The organism is Flavobacterium adhaerens (genome assembly GCF_040045115.1).
GTDB lineage: Bacteria > Bacteroidota > Bacteroidia > Flavobacteriales > Flavobacteriaceae > Flavobacterium > Flavobacterium adhaerens.
The window spans coordinates 570,010-587,640 of record NZ_JBDLZX010000001.1 but is presented as its reverse complement, the minus strand read 5'-3'; the positions used below and the strand labels follow the sequence as shown (position 1 = coordinate 587,640).

13 protein-coding genes are annotated in these 17,631 nt (G+C 39.6%); all 13 read right to left on the bottom strand.

The genetic code is table 11. From position 1 onward, the window contains the following. Window positions 1–57: 57 nt before the first annotated feature. The 13 genes from ABEB18_RS02520 to ABEB18_RS02460 all read right to left on the bottom strand — a co-directional run bounded on the left by ABEB18_RS02520 (window position 58) and on the right by ABEB18_RS02460 (window position 17,629). Window positions 58–381, bottom strand: coding sequence for a DUF6660 family protein (locus ABEB18_RS02520; protein WP_348797438.1), 324 nt, complete (start codon window positions 379–381; stop codon window positions 58–60). Window positions 382–462: 81 nt separating this feature from the next. Next, window positions 463–1,671, bottom strand: a complete 1,209-nt coding sequence (locus ABEB18_RS02515) for a hypothetical protein (RefSeq protein ID WP_144213033.1) — start codon at window positions 1,669–1,671, stop codon at window positions 463–465. 456 nt (window positions 1,672–2,127) lie between these two features. After that, window positions 2,128–4,650, bottom strand: a complete 2,523-nt coding sequence (locus ABEB18_RS02510; RefSeq protein WP_348797473.1) for a multicopper oxidase domain-containing protein — start codon at window positions 4,648–4,650, stop codon at window positions 2,128–2,130. A 28-nt stretch (window positions 4,651–4,678) separates the two neighbouring features. Then, window positions 4,679–5,170, bottom strand: coding sequence for a DUF305 domain-containing protein (locus ABEB18_RS02505; RefSeq protein ID WP_348797437.1), 492 nt, complete (start codon window positions 5,168–5,170; stop codon window positions 4,679–4,681). Window positions 5,171–5,282: 112 nt separating this feature from the next. Beyond that, window positions 5,283–6,155 carry a DUF2911 domain-containing protein gene (locus ABEB18_RS02500; protein ID WP_348797435.1) on the bottom strand — a complete coding sequence of 291 codons (873 nt, stop codon included), beginning with the start codon at window positions 6,153–6,155 and terminating at the stop codon, window positions 5,283–5,285. Window positions 6,156–6,175: 20 nt separating this feature from the next. Next, window positions 6,176–7,420, bottom strand: a complete 1,245-nt coding sequence (locus ABEB18_RS02495) for a type II restriction enzyme NmeDI-related protein (protein ID WP_348797434.1) — start codon at window positions 7,418–7,420, stop codon at window positions 6,176–6,178. A 23-nt stretch (window positions 7,421–7,443) separates the two neighbouring features. Then, a complete protein-coding gene (locus tag ABEB18_RS02490; RefSeq protein ID WP_348797433.1) occupies window positions 7,444–9,981 on the bottom strand; it encodes a heavy metal translocating P-type ATPase in 2,538 nt (845 codons plus the stop codon). A gap of 89 nt (window positions 9,982–10,070) precedes the next feature. Then, a complete protein-coding gene (locus ABEB18_RS02485) occupies window positions 10,071–10,610 on the bottom strand; it encodes a DUF3347 domain-containing protein (RefSeq protein WP_115887041.1) in 540 nt (179 codons plus the stop codon). Between the two features lie 18 nt (window positions 10,611–10,628). Next, the gene (locus ABEB18_RS02480) at window positions 10,629–11,843 is read right to left on the bottom strand and encodes an efflux RND transporter periplasmic adaptor subunit (RefSeq protein WP_348797432.1); all 1,215 of its coding nucleotides are present in this window, start codon (window positions 11,841–11,843) and stop codon (window positions 10,629–10,631) included. An 11-nt stretch (window positions 11,844–11,854) separates the two neighbouring features. Then, on the bottom strand, window positions 11,855–13,186 hold the full coding sequence (locus tag ABEB18_RS02475) for a heavy metal-binding domain-containing protein (RefSeq protein ID WP_115887043.1): 1,332 nt from the start codon (window positions 13,184–13,186) through the stop codon (window positions 11,855–11,857). Continuing rightward, window positions 13,164–14,414, bottom strand: a complete 1,251-nt coding sequence (locus ABEB18_RS02470) for a TolC family protein (protein WP_223678188.1) — start codon at window positions 14,412–14,414, stop codon at window positions 13,164–13,166. The genes ABEB18_RS02475 and ABEB18_RS02470 overlap by 23 nt, the downstream gene beginning before the upstream one ends. Then, window positions 14,398–16,347 (bottom strand): efflux RND transporter permease subunit, encoded by a 1,950-nt coding sequence (locus ABEB18_RS02465; protein WP_244201556.1) that lies wholly within the window; start codon window positions 16,345–16,347, stop codon window positions 14,398–14,400. Before ABEB18_RS02465 ends, ABEB18_RS02470 begins: the two co-directional genes overlap by 17 nt. Next, a complete protein-coding gene (locus tag ABEB18_RS02460) occupies window positions 16,319–17,629 on the bottom strand; it encodes an efflux RND transporter permease subunit (RefSeq protein WP_115887044.1) in 1,311 nt (436 codons plus the stop codon). Before ABEB18_RS02460 ends, ABEB18_RS02465 begins: the two co-directional genes overlap by 29 nt. Between the last annotated feature and the right edge of the window lie 2 nt (window positions 17,630–17,631).

Below are 17,631 nucleotides of genomic sequence, written 5' to 3'. Positions count from 1 at the left end.
ATAGACATAATAGCCTTACATGATTAAAGAATCATGCAAAATAACACTGTTTTTAGACTAAGAAATTTTGGGAGGCTGCCAGATTTTGCAGATGAATGAAGAATCAACAAATTTATTGTAAGTTGGTGTTGGCGAAACATCGTGCAGAATAAATTCTAATTTTTCAGTAATAACTGCAGAGTTAAAATTTATTGTAAACCCCACACAAGTCCCGCAGGAATAAAAGGGGGAGCATTTTCCATTGCAGTCATTACCGCAGTCATGTGAATCATTACCGCAGTTTTTCTCTACTGTGCATTTTGAGTGTTTCACTAATGCAGAGCATGGTACTGTTGAAAGGAACAGTACTATAAACGATATTATTGTTGTCAATGCTTTCACACTGCGAATTTAAATATAAATTATGATTAAAAATATATTTTTATTATAGTCATTCTCCAAGCAAATGCATTAAAAAATACTTTAATTTAAGTGCTTTTTTTTAAGTGTCTTTAAATTTAGGGCATTAAAATTATACGAGACCATAAGATAGCTCCAAAGAGCCAGCTTATTTTCATCTTGTATTTTTGGCAGGTACTGCATAGCCCCTGATGACTTATAAAATGAAAAGGCATAATTTATTTCTATTTCTCTGACAGGCATGTATTTTATTGAAAAATCATTTTCAAACCCAAGAAACTTTGACATTTCCTGACCTGAATTATTTAAAAGGGGATATTGGGTGTAAAATAAGTGAAAATCGGAGCGAAGTGTTAATTTATTGTTTAGCGGAATTGTTGTAAACAAATAAGGATTTACCAACCCTTTTCCATTAACATCATTTGGAAAACGTGTAAATACATTCATGTTTCCATTGAATTTCCATGTAACCCCATACAATACATCAAAATCCCCAGACCTGCTGCTAGACAATTTAGATTTGCTTCCGCTAATTATTTCAGCACCTAAACGCCAGGTAGATTTTAACAGCGACAATTTAATCTCAGGCTGAAAATAGTACGCCAATAATTTTTGACCTTTAACATTACGGCCAAACTGCAGATAGGAATTTAGGGTATAATACCATTGCTTATTTCTAAAATCTATCCGGCCACCCATCGTTGCACGAGTATATAGTTGCTGCGAATTTGCGTTCTCTAAAAAATCAACTGCATTTAATGAGTTAAATGAAAATCCTTTACTAGTATTGTAAATAAGGCTATTTGCCAGCAGATATTTATATTTATTGGAAGCTACAGGTGAATAGGCCGGCTCAAATCCAGTATTGTAATCTCTGGTAAATAAAAAGAAAAAGTCATTAGAGAGATGTTTTGAATATTTCATTATTCGGATTCCTTCATGAGCTCTTCCTTGCTGTGCCCAGGGCGCATCAGAGAACAGTCTGCCATTATCTAATAAAATGCTTTGCCTTCCTAATCGTACATTTAACGATTTAAATTTAGTTTCAAAATACAACTGAGAAAAATTGATGCTTTCTACTTTGGAGGCCCTGTTGTTTTGGTCCCAAAGATGAATTTCCTGCAAATCAGATTTTATTAGCCATTTTTCTCTTGCATACTGCATAGAAAACCTATTTCTCTGCGTGATGTAAAAATAAGGATCGGCAGAGTCGTTTGGAGGCAGTACATAATTTGAAGTGTACTCGGCTCGTGGCCTTATTTCTATGTTCATTAAAAACTGCTGAGATATGGTGTCTTTTTCCTGAGCACTTAATTGAATGATAAATAAAAAGAGAAAAAACAGTAGGTGTTTTTTTTTTGCTGCCGTTTTAATTATCATACTTCTTATATCCTATAGAATTAGTATGTAAAAGTAATAATTGTAATTTTATTTCCAATATTCTTTCTCAATGTCTTATTGTTAATTTACTAAGTATTTTGTTAAAATAATTTTTAAAGATTGTTTTAATTCTTGAAGCGGCATATTTAAAGCATACTATCACAAATCCTCATCTTACTATAAAAAGAAGGATCTGTTTTATAGTCTAATAAAAGAATGCCAATCTTTAATTTAAGATTGGCATTCTTTAATTGATAAATAAAGTTGTGATATCAGCGGCACCTTCTAATGATCGAGTGTCGGTTTAATCCATTGTAATGTATATTTTTATATTCTAATCAGACAACATTAATAATTTAAAATAAAACCGGCGCCAAAGCCCATATCGCTGTCATAGTGGGAAGAAAGAGAACCCCATCTGGTGATTATATACCGTAGTCCTGCCATATATTCCTTGTCGGTGTTCCACATCAAATTCATTCTTAGCCTTTTGGAAACTGGAATGTCCTTACGTTCAAACTGTAATCTGACTTTACCGTCCGTAAAAACTTCAGCCTGTGCAACTATTAGCATGGGAAGGGTGTAATTGACCCCTAAACTTGCTACGGCACGTTTATCTTTAGTATTGTTTTGTCCAAAAAGGTTTCTTTCTTGTACATCTTCTCCCATTTTTCGATATCTCCAGTCAAATCCGACAAATGGCATTAACCATTGCATTTTTCCAATATATCGTCCAATATGCGTCTCGGTTTCATAACCATGCATCTCATTATATCCTAATCTCCATTCGGTTCCAATACTCCAGCGCGTACTTTGATACATTGCTTCACCATCATTTCCATTGGTTGCAAAGTCGTTCTCTGCCATAAAATGGAATTTTCTGTCATCGGCAAATAATTTTCGTTGTGCTAATTTAGGATCTGGTATTTCAGGATTGGCAGGTTGATTTTCATAGGTAAAAACCCTTCCCATTCCGCTCATCATATGGTACAAAATATGACAGTGAAAAAACCAGTCTCCCTCTACATTGGCATTAAACTCCAAAGTATCGGTTTCCATCGGCATTATATCAATCACATTTTTTAATGGTGCATATTCTCCCTGTCCGTTAAGGACCCTGAAATCATGCCCATGCAGGTGCATTGGATGGCGCATCATAGAATTATTATGCAAAATGATTCGTACATTTTCACCTTTTTTGATTAATATTTTATCTGATTCAGAAACTACTTTATTGTCCAGACTCCATACATATCGATTCATATTACCGGTCAGCTCAAATTTTAATTCTTTTACCGGGGCATTTTCAGGAAGTGTTGTTTTGGTTGGGGATTTTAGCATTGCATAGTTCAGGGTGGTAATATCTGAAAGCGCATTGGCGTCGTATTGTTCGGCACCCATTTTCATACCGTCCATCTCCATATTTTTTTTTGGTTTTAGCGCACCAGTAATTTCAGGATACATTACTACATTCATATCCATTTTATTGAGGCTCATGCTCATTCCCATATCATCCAGATCACCATTCATTTTCATCATGCCATTCATCATTTTCATTCCTTCAAAGTATTTGAGTTTAGGCAGTGGTGCTGCGAGTTGTTTAATTCCGCCGCCAATGTACAGGGAGGTAGATTTTGTTCGGTCCTCTGATGTTGCCAAAAATTCATAAGCGGTTTTATCTGCAGGTATGGTTACAATTATATCATAGGTTTCAGAAACTGCAATAATTAAACGATCTACATCAACCGGCTCTACGTCATTGCCGTCATTGGCAACAACTGTAATTTTTCCACCAGCGTAGGTCAGCCAGAAATAGGTTGATGCACCGCCATTGGCAACTCGCAGCCGGACTTTATCACCTGCTTTAAATTGGGAAAGCTGACTTTCACTTTTTCCATTAATCAAAAATTTGTCGTAATATACATCACTGACATCCATGGCATTCATACGTTTCCATTCATTTTTAATTTTGTCCTTAAAATATCCTTGTCTTACCGCTTCTGCATAGCTTTGCGTTGTTCCTTTCTTAATAGCAAACCAGTCTGATGCATTATGCAGCAGACGGTGTACATTTTCAGGTTTCATATCTGTCCATTCGCTCAGTACTATCGGAACAGTCGGCAGATCATCTATTCCTTTTCGGAAAGTTGGAGCATCGGTTTTTTTATTCATAATAAAAGAACCGTACATGCCAATTTGTTCTTGAAGTTCAGTGTGGCTGTGGTACCAGTGTGTGCCATGCTGAATAATAGGAAAAGTATACAGATGTGTCGTGTGCGGCTTAATTGGCATTTGTGTCAAGTTTGGCACACCATCATACTTATTGGGTAAGAATAAACCGTGCCAGTGCAGAGAAGTGTCTTCATTGAGTTCATTATGGACATAGATTTCAGCAATATCCCCTTCTGTGAAGGTCAGGGTAGGCATGGGTATTTGCCCATTAACAGCTATAGCTCTTTTGGGTTTTCCTGTAAAATTTACAATGGTATCTCTTACATAAAGATCATACCGGACTACACGAGGCTGTGGGTTATTTTCTCCAGCTGCTTTTTGAGTGTTTATATCATTGCTGCTGCCCTTTACTGGCGCTTCCTGTTGGCTGGCTTGCTTTTTGGAAACCTGTTTTTCATTGTCCTTATGGGATGATGCTTCTTTTTGTTTTTTTGTTTTTTCCGGTACTAGTTTCATGCCGCATTTTGGACAGTTTCCCGGTTTGGATTCGTGAATTTCAGGATGTATGGGACAGGTGTAAGTAGAAGACTTTGACTCTTCTGTGGGCTGTTTTTTATCCATCTCCATTCCTTTCATATCCTGGGCTTGGATTATGGCAGGGAAAATTATAACGATGAGCATTGTCAGTATATTTTTCATCTTTCTTTTTTTACAGATTGTCATTCTATTATTTTTTTTCCATTTCATTCAATTTGGCTTTCATTTGTGCAATTTCTGCTTGTTGCGCTTTTATAATGTTTTTTGCCAGCTGGCTTGTTTCCGGATCCTGAAGAACAGTTTTTTGGGCCATCAGTATTGCCGCTGCATGATGTGGTATCATTGATTTTAAGAATTGTTTGTCATCAACTGCTGCTTGCTGCCTGATGCAGGAAAAAAAAATCACTAGAGCAAGACTCCCAGCGGCAAGTATTACCTTGTTCCACATTTTATTCATATACATACTGCGCATTACCATAATCTCTATAATAAGCATTGGCATAGTCATAAGTGCTGCCATGTAAAACTGATTTAGATTTGGCATTACATTATCAAATACATCAACCATCGAATACATCAGCACATACATGGAAATAAATGATAGTGCAGCCATAAGGGCTAATTTTTTGTACATTTCTGAGTTTAACTCTTCTGAATGCTTAGTTGTATGTTCGCTTTTCATAATTTTTTATTTAAATTCATCGATTTACCCTGAACAAAGAAAGCTGAGAGATAGTAGCTTAAGAAGGTACAGGGGACATTATGTATGCTCTTAATATATCAATATGGCTTACTTAATTATTTTTAGCTAACAACTCCAATTCTGCGACCTGGTTTTTCAATTTCTCCACACTTTTCATTTTTTTCTGTTCTGCAATAGCTAATGCTTTCTTGGCGGCTTCTACGGCACCAGAATAGTCTTTTAGTTCTACAGATAGTTTTTGCCTTAAAGCCGGATAATAAAAATTCTCACGATCAAGTTTTTCTGCCTCCATCAGCCAGGATATTGCCTGGGTATTGGCTCTCCCGGTTATGGAATAATAATTTGCTGCCTGAAACAACAAACCGGCATTTTGACTTTTCTCCCTAACGAGATGCTTATCTATCAAGGCTAGTATTTCTTGGTCAGCTTTGCTTTTGATTGGAATTTTAACCAGGGTATTTTCCCATGCTATCTTCAGGAAACCTTCGCCTTTGCTGTTGATGTCATTTAGTTCTATAGTAAATGTCTCATAGAAGTTATCCGTTTTTTCTGCAGGAACTACAAAACGCATGATGTCCTTTTTTTCATCATAGCCTGTATCCCCGTGCAAGGCAGTATCAGTATTTATAATGATGGTCCACTGATTTTCTGATGGAATTGAGAATATAGAATAGGTACCAGCTTTTAAAATAGTATCTCCAAAAGTGATATCTTCATTAGTGCTTATTGTTGTACAATCGCTGGCACCTGTGCGCCAGAGTTTGCCAAAGGGCACCAGTTCACCAAATATTTTCCGCCCTCTGACAAAAGGTCTGCTGTAAGCCATTTTGACTGTTGAGCTTCCGATCTCTTGTTGAAAAGAGGCTGACGGACTTGCGGGAGGGAGTTTAATTTGAACTTTTTCCTGTGCAGAAAGAGATAATGATTGCAGGAGAATAAAGCTTATTAGAATTATTTTTTTCATAGAATTTTTAATTTTTAATTTTAAATTGATTTGGCTATTTTTTCCATTATCGAATGGTCGCTGCCAAATTTGCATATAGCATCACAATTGGCTCTTAATTCGGAAAAAAGAATATACTTTATGTTCATTCTTGAGTTTTTTATGGCGGGTCTATTTAGTTGGAGTATCACATCTTTTTCGCGGTTATTGGGTATAATTATGTAAAAAACTTCCTGTCCGCTGGAAATACTGAAATAAAGATCAGACAGGCGCAGTATGCCGGAATAGATACTGGTGCTTTTTTCTACTTCAAAGGCGCCTATGATTTTGTTTGTGCCTTTCTCGAACCAGAGTACATCAATAAGCCTGATAGTGTTTTGAGTGTCTTTATCGGTGGGCAGCTCAGGGAATTTCGCTAGTGATATAAAAGAAAAATTTTGGCCATTAAATGATTTACTTTTATCATTATTTGCCGGTGTAACATCAAAACCAAGAGAAATGCCAATTTTTAATAGGTGATATTGCATTTCGCTGTGAAGATTTTCTTCGAGCCTTTCTTCGAGTATTTCTTTTTGCCGCTTGTGAATGTTTTTCTCGAACCTTGAACGTTCCGCCTCGCTCAGATATTCATCGCTGCCGATTAGCATTTTCTGGGTCCCAATTTCAAAACACAATCCAGCAATGGCGCCAAGGTCATTTGAAAGCTGTGATTTATGCAGGAGATTAGTCTGGATAACAGTTTCTCTTATTTTTAAATATTCGGTCCAGCTGCCTAATTTTTTTTTGTCTTTAAAAAGAAAATTAAACCCGTTGACAATGGCAGTGTTAAACGGAGGGAACCAGGTTGGGTGCATGAAATACAAAATACTGGCTACTGCCGGCCCTAGGCCCTTAATTTTTAATTGATCAAGTTTTACAATTTCCTTCAGCACCTGTTCCTCAGATTTTGCATTGATGCAGTTTTCAAGGAACTGACCAAAAGCTGATTTATTGTTTTGATTTTCATAGATGTCAGGTATGCGCAATTTGGGTTTCCAATAAAACGGATGGGAAACGCCTACAAAAATTTGTTTCTGTTCTGCAATGCAGCTCAGAACAAATTCCAAACTGCTTCCTTTGAAATCGTTGGGGAAGGTTTGGTTTTTAATATCTTCAATAACTTGTAAGACACCGCGTCTGATAGTACGAAAAGCCTTTAATCTTTGGTCGTTATCTATAAACCAGGTATTATAGACACTTTCGCTGTCATTTTTATACTGCTCAATAATTTGTGCCAGATTGGTCATTTGTATGCTAAATTATATGTTATTTAGAGTTTTAAACTTCTTAAACGCAAGGCATTGACAATTACTGAAACAGAACTGAAACTCATGGCCAGGGCGGCAATCATGGGCGAAAGCAATATTCCGAAAAACGGATATAAAACTCCAGCTGCAACGGGAACCCCTAATACGTTGTATATAAAAGCAAAGAATAGATTTTGTCTGATGTTGCTCATTACAGCGTGGCTCAGGTTTTTTGCTTTGACAATTCCTTGCAAATCCCCTTTTACCAAAGTAATCCTGGCACTTTCTATGGCAGCATCTGTTCCTGTTCCCATCGCAATTCCGATATCTGATTGTGCCAAAGCAGGCGCATCATTTATACCGTCTCCTGCCATAGCAACAATTTTTCCTTCAGCTTGCAATTTCTCGATTACTTTTAATTTATCCTCCGGTAAGCAGCCTGCTTGAAAAGAAGTCAAATGAAGCTCTTCGGCAACAGCCTTGGCAGTATTTATATTATCTCCGGTAAGCATGATTACTTCAACTCCCTGACGCATTAATTCTTTTATGGCAGCGGCACTGGTTACTTTTATGGCATCGGTTATCGTTACAAATCCCACTGCGTTTTTATCCAAGGCGATGTAAGAAACTGTCTTTCCTAATTTTTGTTCGGCAATAATTTTCTCTTCTATGTCAGCAGAAACAGTGACGCCTGCGTGCTGCATTAATTTTTTATTTCCTAATGCGGTCTTTTTACCGTTAGCAGTCCCAATAACGCCTTTTCCTGCGATGTTTTCAAAATCATCGACTTTTGTCAAAGGAACATTTTTCGCTTTTGCAAATTTCACTACGGCTTGCGCCAGAGGATGCTCGCTGTACTGATTTAAAGACGCTATGTATTGCAGCAGTTCATCTTCTGAATATTGCAGCGCTACAATTTTTTCTACCGAAGGTTTGCCTTGGGTAATTGTTCCTGTTTTATCGGTAATCAGAACATTTACTTTGTTCATTTTTTCCAAAGCTTCGGCATTTTTTATCAGAATTCCCGATTGTGCTCCTTTACCAACCCCTACCATTACTGACATGGGTGTTGCTAAACCTAATGCACAAGGGCAGGCAATTATCAATACTGCAATAGCGTTGATAAAGCCGTAAACCATTGCCGGTTCCGGACCAAATTTTGTCCAGATGAAAAAAGTAAGAAGAGAAATTATAACAACAATCGGTACAAAATATTTAGCGATACTGTCTGCTAGTTTCTGAATTGGCGCTTTGGAACGGCTTGCATTATTGACCATTTGTATAATTTGTGAAAGAAGGGTTTCCGAACCTACTTTTTCTGCAATCATAACAAATGATTTGTTCCCATTGATAGTTCCTGATGATACCATATCTCCCATTTTTTTATCCACAGGAATTGGTTCGCCGGTAATCATCGATTCGTCTATTGTACTTTCACCATCATTTATCTTCCCATCGACAGGAATTTTGTCGCCGGGTTTGACGCGTAATAAATCACCTTTTTTGATATCGTGGATTGAGATTACCTGATCGCGGCCATCAATTACCAAGGTAGCTTGGGTAGGAGCCAGTTTTAATAATTCTTTTATAGCACCACTGGTTTGGCTGTGCGCCCTGGCTTCAAGTAACTGTCCTAACAAAACCAAAGTTAGAATAACTGTTGTAGCCTCGAAGTATAGAAGCACCGTTCCGTGTTCGGTCTTGAATTCGCTTGGAAAAATATCTGGAAAAAAAATACCGGCCAAACTAAATATAAATGCCACTCCTGTACCAATACCGATAAGGGTAAACATATTGAGATTCCAAGTAATTATTGATTTCCATGCTCGCACAAAAAATATCCTGCAGGCATAAAAAACCACAGGAAGAGACAAAACAAGTTGTACCCAGTTCCATTTAGAGGCATCCATTAGTTGAAGTAAAGGATTGTTGTGCACCATTTCTATCATTGCGATGGCAAAAATGGGAACAGTAAATACTACCGCTATTTTCATTTTCTTAACCAAATCCTTGTAAATTCTCTGGTCTTGGCTTTCACTTGGCTGCAGCGGCACCAGATCCATCCCGCAAATAGGGCATGAACCCGGCGAATCGGCTATAACTTCCGGATGCATTGGACATGTATACTGCTGAACCTGGGCAGCAGCTGGTTCTTGCACCAAATGCATTCCACATACAGGACAATCTCCTGCTTTATCATACATTTTATCTCCTTCACAATGCATCGGGCAATAGTATTTACCACCCGCATGATTATGTGCAACGGCTGTCGTTTTATGATCATCTTTGCGGGTATCATCCTTAGCAGTGCTACAGCATGACTTTTCCGCTTTTTTTTCATCCGAATGGGGCACATGAGCCATTTCAATGGTGTACTTTCCAACCGCAGTCAATGCTTCCTGGAGCTCTTGGACAGCAATATGTTTTTCCATTGTTATGGTTGCTAATGGAGGATCTAAAGTGACTTTTGCCTTTATTCCCTCTACGGCATTTAGCGTTTTTTCTACTTTTGTACGACATCCATCGCAAGTCATCCCCGAAATTGTATAGGTGTGTGTCATAAGGTTATTTTTTACAGTTTTGATGCGTTATTTTTTTGAACCTATTTTGAACCAATTGTTTAACACTAAAAAATAATCTTAGATTCTGATTATTTAATTATTTCTTTAACCTCGCCGCACTTGAGCATTTTTTCTCCAAAGTAGGGATTTCGTACTTCCTTGGTAGAACTGATCCATACTGCTCCTTTGTTGCCGAAAGCCATTGGACAGTATTCCACGTATAGCTCAGCGTCAGCCATTCCTGTTTTTTTCAGCAGGCTGACCAGTTCATTACTTAGATCAGAATAAGCAGCTCGCTGCTTATCGATATCTGGAGCTGAAACGATTGCTGCTGCATCTGCTGCAAGATTGCTGCTGCTGCGGATTTCCAGTGCTCCCGCCTCAATTGCATTGGCCGCCAGTTTTGCTTCCGCGACATTATCTTTGGCAAGGGCTGCTGTTAAATGGACATAATGGCTGTATATGGCGTTTAAAATATCGTCATTTATCTTCACTATGGATTCCTTTGGAATTACTACAGAAGTTTTGTTTTCAGGCGGAACCTCTTTCTTTTTGTTTTCACTGTTGCCGCAGGCAGTAAGTAAGAAGATTATTGATATTGGAATTCCGATTTTTATTAATTTTTTCATTGTCTGTGTGATTGATTATTACATTTTCATTCCTGACATGGGGTTCTTGCCTTTTTTTAATATAAATTCACTGTAAAGGAGATAGGCACCGGATGCAACGACGATATCTCCTTTTTTTAAGCCGCTGGTAATTTCGACTTCACTGAAGGTTTCTGAACCAATGGTAACCATTCTAGGCTGATATTTGCCTTTTTCGATTTCAATCCAGACATGTGTGCCGCTGCCGTCTCTGATTACCGCATCAACAGGCAGGGTCAGCTTCATTTTTTGCTCTGAGGAAGGAAGCAAAACAATCGCCTGCTGACCTGCCTGCCATTGGTTATTTGAATTGGCGATGGTACCGCGCAGCTGTATTGTCTGTTTGCTTGCCTGCAGGGCAGGATTTATAAAGTCGACCGTCATCGTTTGGGGCTGATCTTCATAACCTGGAACTATGACTTTCACTTTTCGGCCTGCTTTAATTTTACCAGCATCTGCGGGATAGACATCAGCTTCGACCCATAGGCGATTGTAATCTTCCAGTTTCATAATGGAAGCTCCTTCCGTAACATATTGGCCTTCTGTTATGGATATTTCTGCCACTATTCCTGAATCTGGAGCGTAGTAAACAACATAGGGTGATGCTTTTTGTTTTTTGAACAATTCATTAAGCTGCGCTTCAGACTGCCCATACAAGAGCAGTTTTTGTTTTGCAGCATTTTTTATCTGGGCAAAACGTCTGTCCTCAGAAAAGCTTGCAGCCTGTGCTGTGGCAAGGAGGTACTCCTGCTGAAGGGCTGAAAGCTGCTCTGAATATATTCTGTATAAGGGCTGGCCTTTTCGAATCGGAACCCCGGTTTCTTTTATATACAACTCTACAATCCTTCCTTCGACACGACTTGAGATGTAAATGGTCTGCTCGGGGTCAGTAACCAGACGTCCGTTGAGACGGGAAGAATTTGAAAATTCATTTTCCCTGGCAGTTATTGTAGTGAGATTGGCTAATGCCTGCTGGCTGGGACCCAAGGTTAGAAAGTCCTGTGCGTTGTTTTTTTCGAAGGGCACTAAATCCATGCCACAGATCGGGCATGAGCCGGGGCCATCTTTTACAATTTGCGGATGCATGGGACAGGTATAAGTTTGAGCTTTTTGCTGACTGACCTTTTTTTCTTCTTTTTGGGCACACGCTGCAAATAGAAGCGGAAAAACCATTGCAATGAGCAAAATAGTACGAATTAATATTTTATTGTTCATAGCCTATTTTTTTATTTATGTTCTGAAACTGTCTTGATAAAACTCTCACTGTCTATCATGTAGGCAGCATTACTGGCAATATCCCAATCACTTATGTCTTGATCGATTAGCACCATTCCATCAGCATTGTTTTTCGTTTTAACTTCTCGGGGAACAAACACGTCCTGCTCTTTTTTGAAAACAATGGACTTATTTCCCAAATTAAGAACGGCACTTTGCGGAAGCCACCAGCCTTTACTGACAATTGGAATGGCAGCAGTAACTAATTTGCCGGTCTGAAATTTGTTATCCTGCAAATAAATACGTGCTATGGTAAAGTTGCCTCCCTCTTTAAAGACGGGCTGAATAAGTCCGATGGTGCCGCTATACACGGTTTGCTTATCTGACGGTTCATAAAACACCAATTTTTGTCCTTTTTTAACCCGGGATGCCACCGATGGATCAAAAGCAAATTCGGCGATAAGGTTTTTGTTGGTATAAATTGTAAAAAGGGATTGTCCCGCACCAATATATTGCCCTTCTCTCAGGATAACAGCTGGTGCTGCAGGGGAAGATGCACTGCTGGCTGACGCTGCATTGCCACTTGAACCCATTGCGCCCATACCATCATCTGACGCGGCGCTTTGAGAAGAAGCCGCCGGAGCTGCTGCAGACGCGTTTGCCGCTGCACTGTTGTCCAAGATGTATCCGGAGGCGTTACTGTAAACCGGGATGCGATAGGAAATTTTAGCTGTTTTTAATACCTGTTGGATCTGTTTTTGCTGCATGCCTAACAAAGACAGCCTTTCTTTTGCTTTTTGAAGCATTGGATTGTGGGGGTCAGATTGATAAATAAACAACAATTCTCTTTGCGCGGCAGCCAGATCAGGTGAATAGATTTCCATGATCAACTGTCCTTTTTTTACGGGCTGATAATTGTACTTAATCAGCAGGCGTTCGATCCTCCCGCTTACCCTGCTGGAAATACTGGTCTGGCCGCGGCTGTCGTAGGTAATAATTCCTTGTACCTGCATGGAGATTATTTTAGTCCCTTTCTCAGGTTTTATGACAGATATATTAGAAACGACCTGTTCATTGACTGGTTTTATAAGGTGTTTCAGGCTGCTGTCTATAGCTGTTTCCGTACCAGGGGTATGTCTTGGAACCAATTCCATACCGCATATCGGGCAGCTGCCTGGCTTATCCAGAATAACCTCGGGATGCATTGGACAAGTATATTTCTGATTTGCACTATGCTGATGCACTGGCTTACTGTTATGCTCGGTTTTATTGTTACAGGCTGTCAATACTAATATAGAAACCAATGACAATGCTGCCAACTTAGCGATATAGTTCTTTTTCATAATCGACAATCATTTGATATAGTTTTAATTTTTCATCCAATAAGTTATTCTGCAGCATATTTAAAGCTTCCCAGGAATCAATTACTACAGGAATCTGCAGTTTGTTTTCCTGATAGTTCAGAAAGTTTACATCCAAGGATTTTTGCATAGAAGGGATTATTTTTGTTTCGAGGCCCTGAATCTTTTTTTGCATGGTCAGTATTTCATATTGCATGCCATACAGCATCCCCTGGGTTTCCTGCAGCATGGCAGATTTCTCTTTCTGCATTGCCTGTACATTATACTGCATTGCCTTGACATCTGATTTATACATTTTTGATGACCACGGAGCAATTGGAATGGACACCATCGCCATTGCAGAATAGGCTTTAGGCATCATTTTATCAAATGAATTCATATGGTCAAACTGAAATTTGAAAGAAGGATTTTTTTCAGCTTTCATTGCCTCTATGCTCAATTGCATTGATTCAATTCCGGCATTCATTTTTTTGATGTCTCCGCGTGCGGCAGCTATGCTTGTGGTATCGTGAAGAGCGGGATTAAAGACCGGAACAGCGGTTGTGTCTATCGAAAAATCGGCATTCCCGGGCTGGTTCATCAAACTGTTAAGCCAGGCCCTTGCTTTGGCTATTTCACCTTCCTGCATGCGGATCATATTTTTATTTTCTTCGAGCCGGGCATCAATCTTATACACATTGCCCAATTGAGACTGATTGTAGGGATACCTTACTTCCTCAATTTTCTTCATGGTAATCATAATTTTTTCGTTCCGATCCAAGACTTTGATGCGCTGTTCGGCCACCATCCAGCTGTAGTAGAGCTGTTTGGCTTTCGCCTTATAATCGTTAAGGGTAACAGCACGGGTAGCATTCTCAATATTTCCCTGGGACTGGATGAATTTTTTCTTTTTGTTTAATTTTCCGAAATTTGGGATATCCTGTTCAACTCTGAACATTAAAGATCCTTTGTCGCGGTCATCCATAACTTCCTGAAAAGGATAGGGCGTCATAAATGTCCCGACACCCACCATTGGCGCCATCCATGCCGTAGCGGCATCGGCGCTGTATTTGAACCCTTCTGCCTTTAAGTTATAACTCTGCAGCAGCACGTTTTTTTTATCAATCCTCTGAAGGATCGTATCAAGAGACAAGACCTGTTTGGTCTGGCTCAATAGCTGTAATGGCAGCAAAAGCAATAGTACTGCCAGTATTTTAATGTTTGACATCATGTACTTCAAGTTTTCCATATTTTCGTAATTCATATTCTTTAGACATTAGGAAAATAAGCGGGGTTACTAATAAGATATGTACGGCAGAGGTAAATACCCCGCCAATCATAGGCAATACAATTGGCTTCATTACATCCATTCCAACGCCATTAGACCATAGGACGGGAACCAGTCCAAATAATGAAACGCAGACTGTCATTAGTTTTGGACGAAGCCGTTTTGCGGCGCCATGCACCACATATTCCCTGAGATCCTCTTTTGTGATTGTTTCACTTGAATTTCCTTTGGCCCTGATGAGCTGCTCCATTGCATCATTGAGATAAATGACCATCACTATTCCGGTTTCGACAGCAATTCCGAACAGGGCAATAAATCCAACTGCTACAGCCACTGATAGATTGACATCCCAGAAAAAGATTATATAGGCACCTCCAATTAAAGCAAAAGGCACTGTTATAAGGCTCAGGAAGGCTTCTCTGAGAGAGTTAAAAGCAAAATAGAGAGAGAAGAAAATAACAAGCAATACGATTGGGGCAATGATTTTAAGGGTCTTTTCTCCGCTGATCAGGTTTTCATATTGTCCGCTCCATTCTATAAAGTACCCTTGTGGGAGTATTTCTTTGGCATTTTCTAATTTTTTCATGGCTTCCTGAACAGTTCCTCCCATATCACGGTCGCGGATATTGAACATAACGGCCCCGCGCAGGAGCGCATTTTCTGAACTGATCATAGGAGGGCCGTCTACAAACTTAATATCAGCAACAGCAGAAAGGGGAACCTCTCCAAAGGTTGGGGACTGCAAGGGGATACGTTTGATGCGTTCCACACTGTTTCTATAGTCCTGAGCCATACGCACACTGATTGAGAAACGTCTTCGCCCTTCAACTGTATTGCCAATAGATGCACCGCCTAAAGCAAATTCCACGGTTTGGTTTACATCATCCACGGTTAATCCATACCGGGCCAGTTCCGGGCGATTGACATTTACATCTAGATATTTGCCGCCGGTTATAGGATCCACAAATAAGTCGGAAACCCCTGGCGTTCCCTCTAATGCCATTTTTACTTTCTCAGATACACGTGCAATGGTGTCGAGGTTTTGTCCATAGACCTTAATTCCCACGTCGGTACGAATACCTGTTGCAAGCATGTTGATACGGTTGATAATTGGCTGTGTCCAGCCGTTTACTACGCCCGGAATCTGAAGTTTGGTATCAAGCTCCTTAATAATATCTTTTTTATCAATTCCTTCACGCCACTGTGATTTTGGTTTGAGCAATATTATGGTCTCAATCATGCTCATTGGGGAATTATCCGTAGCTGTGTTTGCCCTTCCGGCTTTTCCCAGTACGCTTTCTACTTCAGGAACCGATTTTATTATTTTATCCTGTACCTGCAAGATGCGCTTAATTTCTCCATTCGAGATATCAGGCAGCGTGACAGGCATAAACAAGATGCTCTGCTCATCAAGGGGCGGGACGAACTCTGTTCCAAGGCGCATCAACAATGGAATGGAAATCAACAAAGCCAAGATGTTAACCGTCAGGGTTGTTTTTCTCCATTTGAGAACCCATCTTATAATGGGCTCATATCCTTTTTCAAGAAAACGATTAACGGGATGGGAATCGGTAGGCCTGAATTTTCCTTTCATAAAAAAAGAAATCAGTACCGGTGCCAGCGTAAGTACAAGCAGTGCATCCACAACCAATATGAAGGTTTTTGTGTAGGCCAGGGGATGGAATAATTTCCCTTCCTGACCGCTAAGCATAAATACAGGCAGGAAAGAAGTGATTATAATAACAGTGGCAAAGAATACGCCGCGAGAAACCTGCTTGCTGCTTTTCTCAATTATTTGTATTCTTTCCTCTTCGGATATCCACTGTGGCTTTTTGCGAAATATATTTTTAATTCTTTTCATCTCGGTTTGTTTCATTTTTTTGTTCGGACTGCCATTGGGCGTAACGCTGTGATAGATGCTGATAAGCATTCTCGCTCATTATAATTCCATTATCGACAATAACACCAATAGCCAAAGCAATACCCGTTAATGACATTATATTGGATGAGATACCAAAAGCATTAAGCAGTATGAAACTTGCTGCAATTGTAATTGGGATCTGGATGATAATACTTAACGCACTGCGCCAGTGAAAAAGAAAAATAATAACGATAAGGGATACTACGAGCATCTCTTCAATCAAAGTTCGTTTAACCGAATCAATAGATTCTTTTATCAGATGCCCCCGATCGTATACAATGTTGAATTTTACTCCTTTGGGTAGCCCTTTGGCAACTTCCTTCATCTTTTCTTTGACATTATCAATAACGGCATCTGCGTTTTCACCGTAACGCATAACCACTATACCTCCAACGGCTTCACCTGTGCCATTATGGTCAAAGATGCCTAATCGGGTTTCCCCGCTCATCTGGACAGTTCCTATATCGCTTACTTTTACAGGAATGCCATTCTGGTTTTTCAGCGGGATATCCTCGATCTCCTTAATGGATTTAAGATAACCGGATGTCTTAATGATGTAGCCGATATCACTCATGTCGAATTTTCTTCCGCCGCTTTCATTGTTATTGGCACGCACGGCGCCTATGACCTCCGGGACAGACAGCTTGTAATACAGCAGTTTGTTTGGATCAAGTGTAACCTGATATTCTTTCTGGAATCCTCCAAAAGAGGCAATTTCACTTACTCCCGGAACATTCTGCAGAGCAAACTTCACGTACCAGTCCTGCAGGGCCCTTTGTTCTCCCAGATCAATACCTGGAGCATCAAGGGTATACCATAGTATATGACCAACCCCGGTTCCGTCAGGCCCCAACTGTGGGGCAACTCCTTTGGGCAGGGTGCTGCTAATAGTACTGAGCCTTTCCAGCACTCTTGATCTTGCCCAGTATACATCGACATCATCCTCAAAAATGACATAGATAAAACTCATGCCAAACATGGAAGCTGCCCTTACATATTTAATTTGAGGCAATCCCTGAAGGTTTGTTACCAAGGGGTAGGTGATCTGGTCTTCAACGAGCTGTGGAGCACGTCCCATCCATTCTGTAAAAACGATTACCTGATTTTCAGATAAGTCGGGTATAGCATCGATGGGATTTTTTTGAATAGAGATAATACCCCAAACAAATATTCCTGCGGATAATAGTAATATGATGAACCGGTTACGCAGGGACCATTCTATTAATTTGTGTACCATAG

Coding starts and splice junctions, on each gene's coding strand:
- ABEB18_RS02515 (WP_144213033.1), bottom strand. CDS start 1,671: ATGAACATAGAAATAAGGCCACGAGCCGAGTACACTTCAAATTATGTA.
- ABEB18_RS02510 (WP_348797473.1), bottom strand. CDS start 4,650: ATGAAAAATATACTGACAATGCTCATCGTTATAATTTTCCCTGCCATA.
- ABEB18_RS02505 (WP_348797437.1), bottom strand. CDS start 5,170: ATGAAAAGCGAACATACAACTAAGCATTCAGAAGAGTTAAACTCAGAA.
- ABEB18_RS02500 (WP_348797435.1), bottom strand. CDS start 6,155: ATGAAAAAAATAATTCTAATAAGCTTTATTCTCCTGCAATCATTATCT.
- ABEB18_RS02495 (WP_348797434.1), bottom strand. CDS start 7,420: ATGACCAATCTGGCACAAATTATTGAGCAGTATAAAAATGACAGCGAA.
- ABEB18_RS02490 (WP_348797433.1), bottom strand. CDS start 9,981: ATGACACACACCTATACAATTTCGGGGATGACTTGCGATGGATGTCGT.
- ABEB18_RS02485 (WP_115887041.1), bottom strand. CDS start 10,610: ATGAAAAAATTAATAAAAATCGGAATTCCAATATCAATAATCTTCTTA.
- ABEB18_RS02480 (WP_348797432.1), bottom strand. CDS start 11,843: ATGAACAATAAAATATTAATTCGTACTATTTTGCTCATTGCAATGGTT.
- ABEB18_RS02475 (WP_115887043.1), bottom strand. CDS start 13,186: ATGAAAAAGAACTATATCGCTAAGTTGGCAGCATTGTCATTGGTTTCT.
- ABEB18_RS02470 (WP_223678188.1), bottom strand. CDS start 14,414: ATGATGTCAAACATTAAAATACTGGCAGTACTATTGCTTTTGCTGCCA.
- ABEB18_RS02465 (WP_244201556.1), bottom strand. CDS start 16,347: ATGAAACAAACCGAGATGAAAAGAATTAAAAATATATTTCGCAAAAAG.
- ABEB18_RS02460 (WP_115887044.1), bottom strand. CDS start 17,629: ATGGTACACAAATTAATAGAATGGTCCCTGCGTAACCGGTTCATCATA.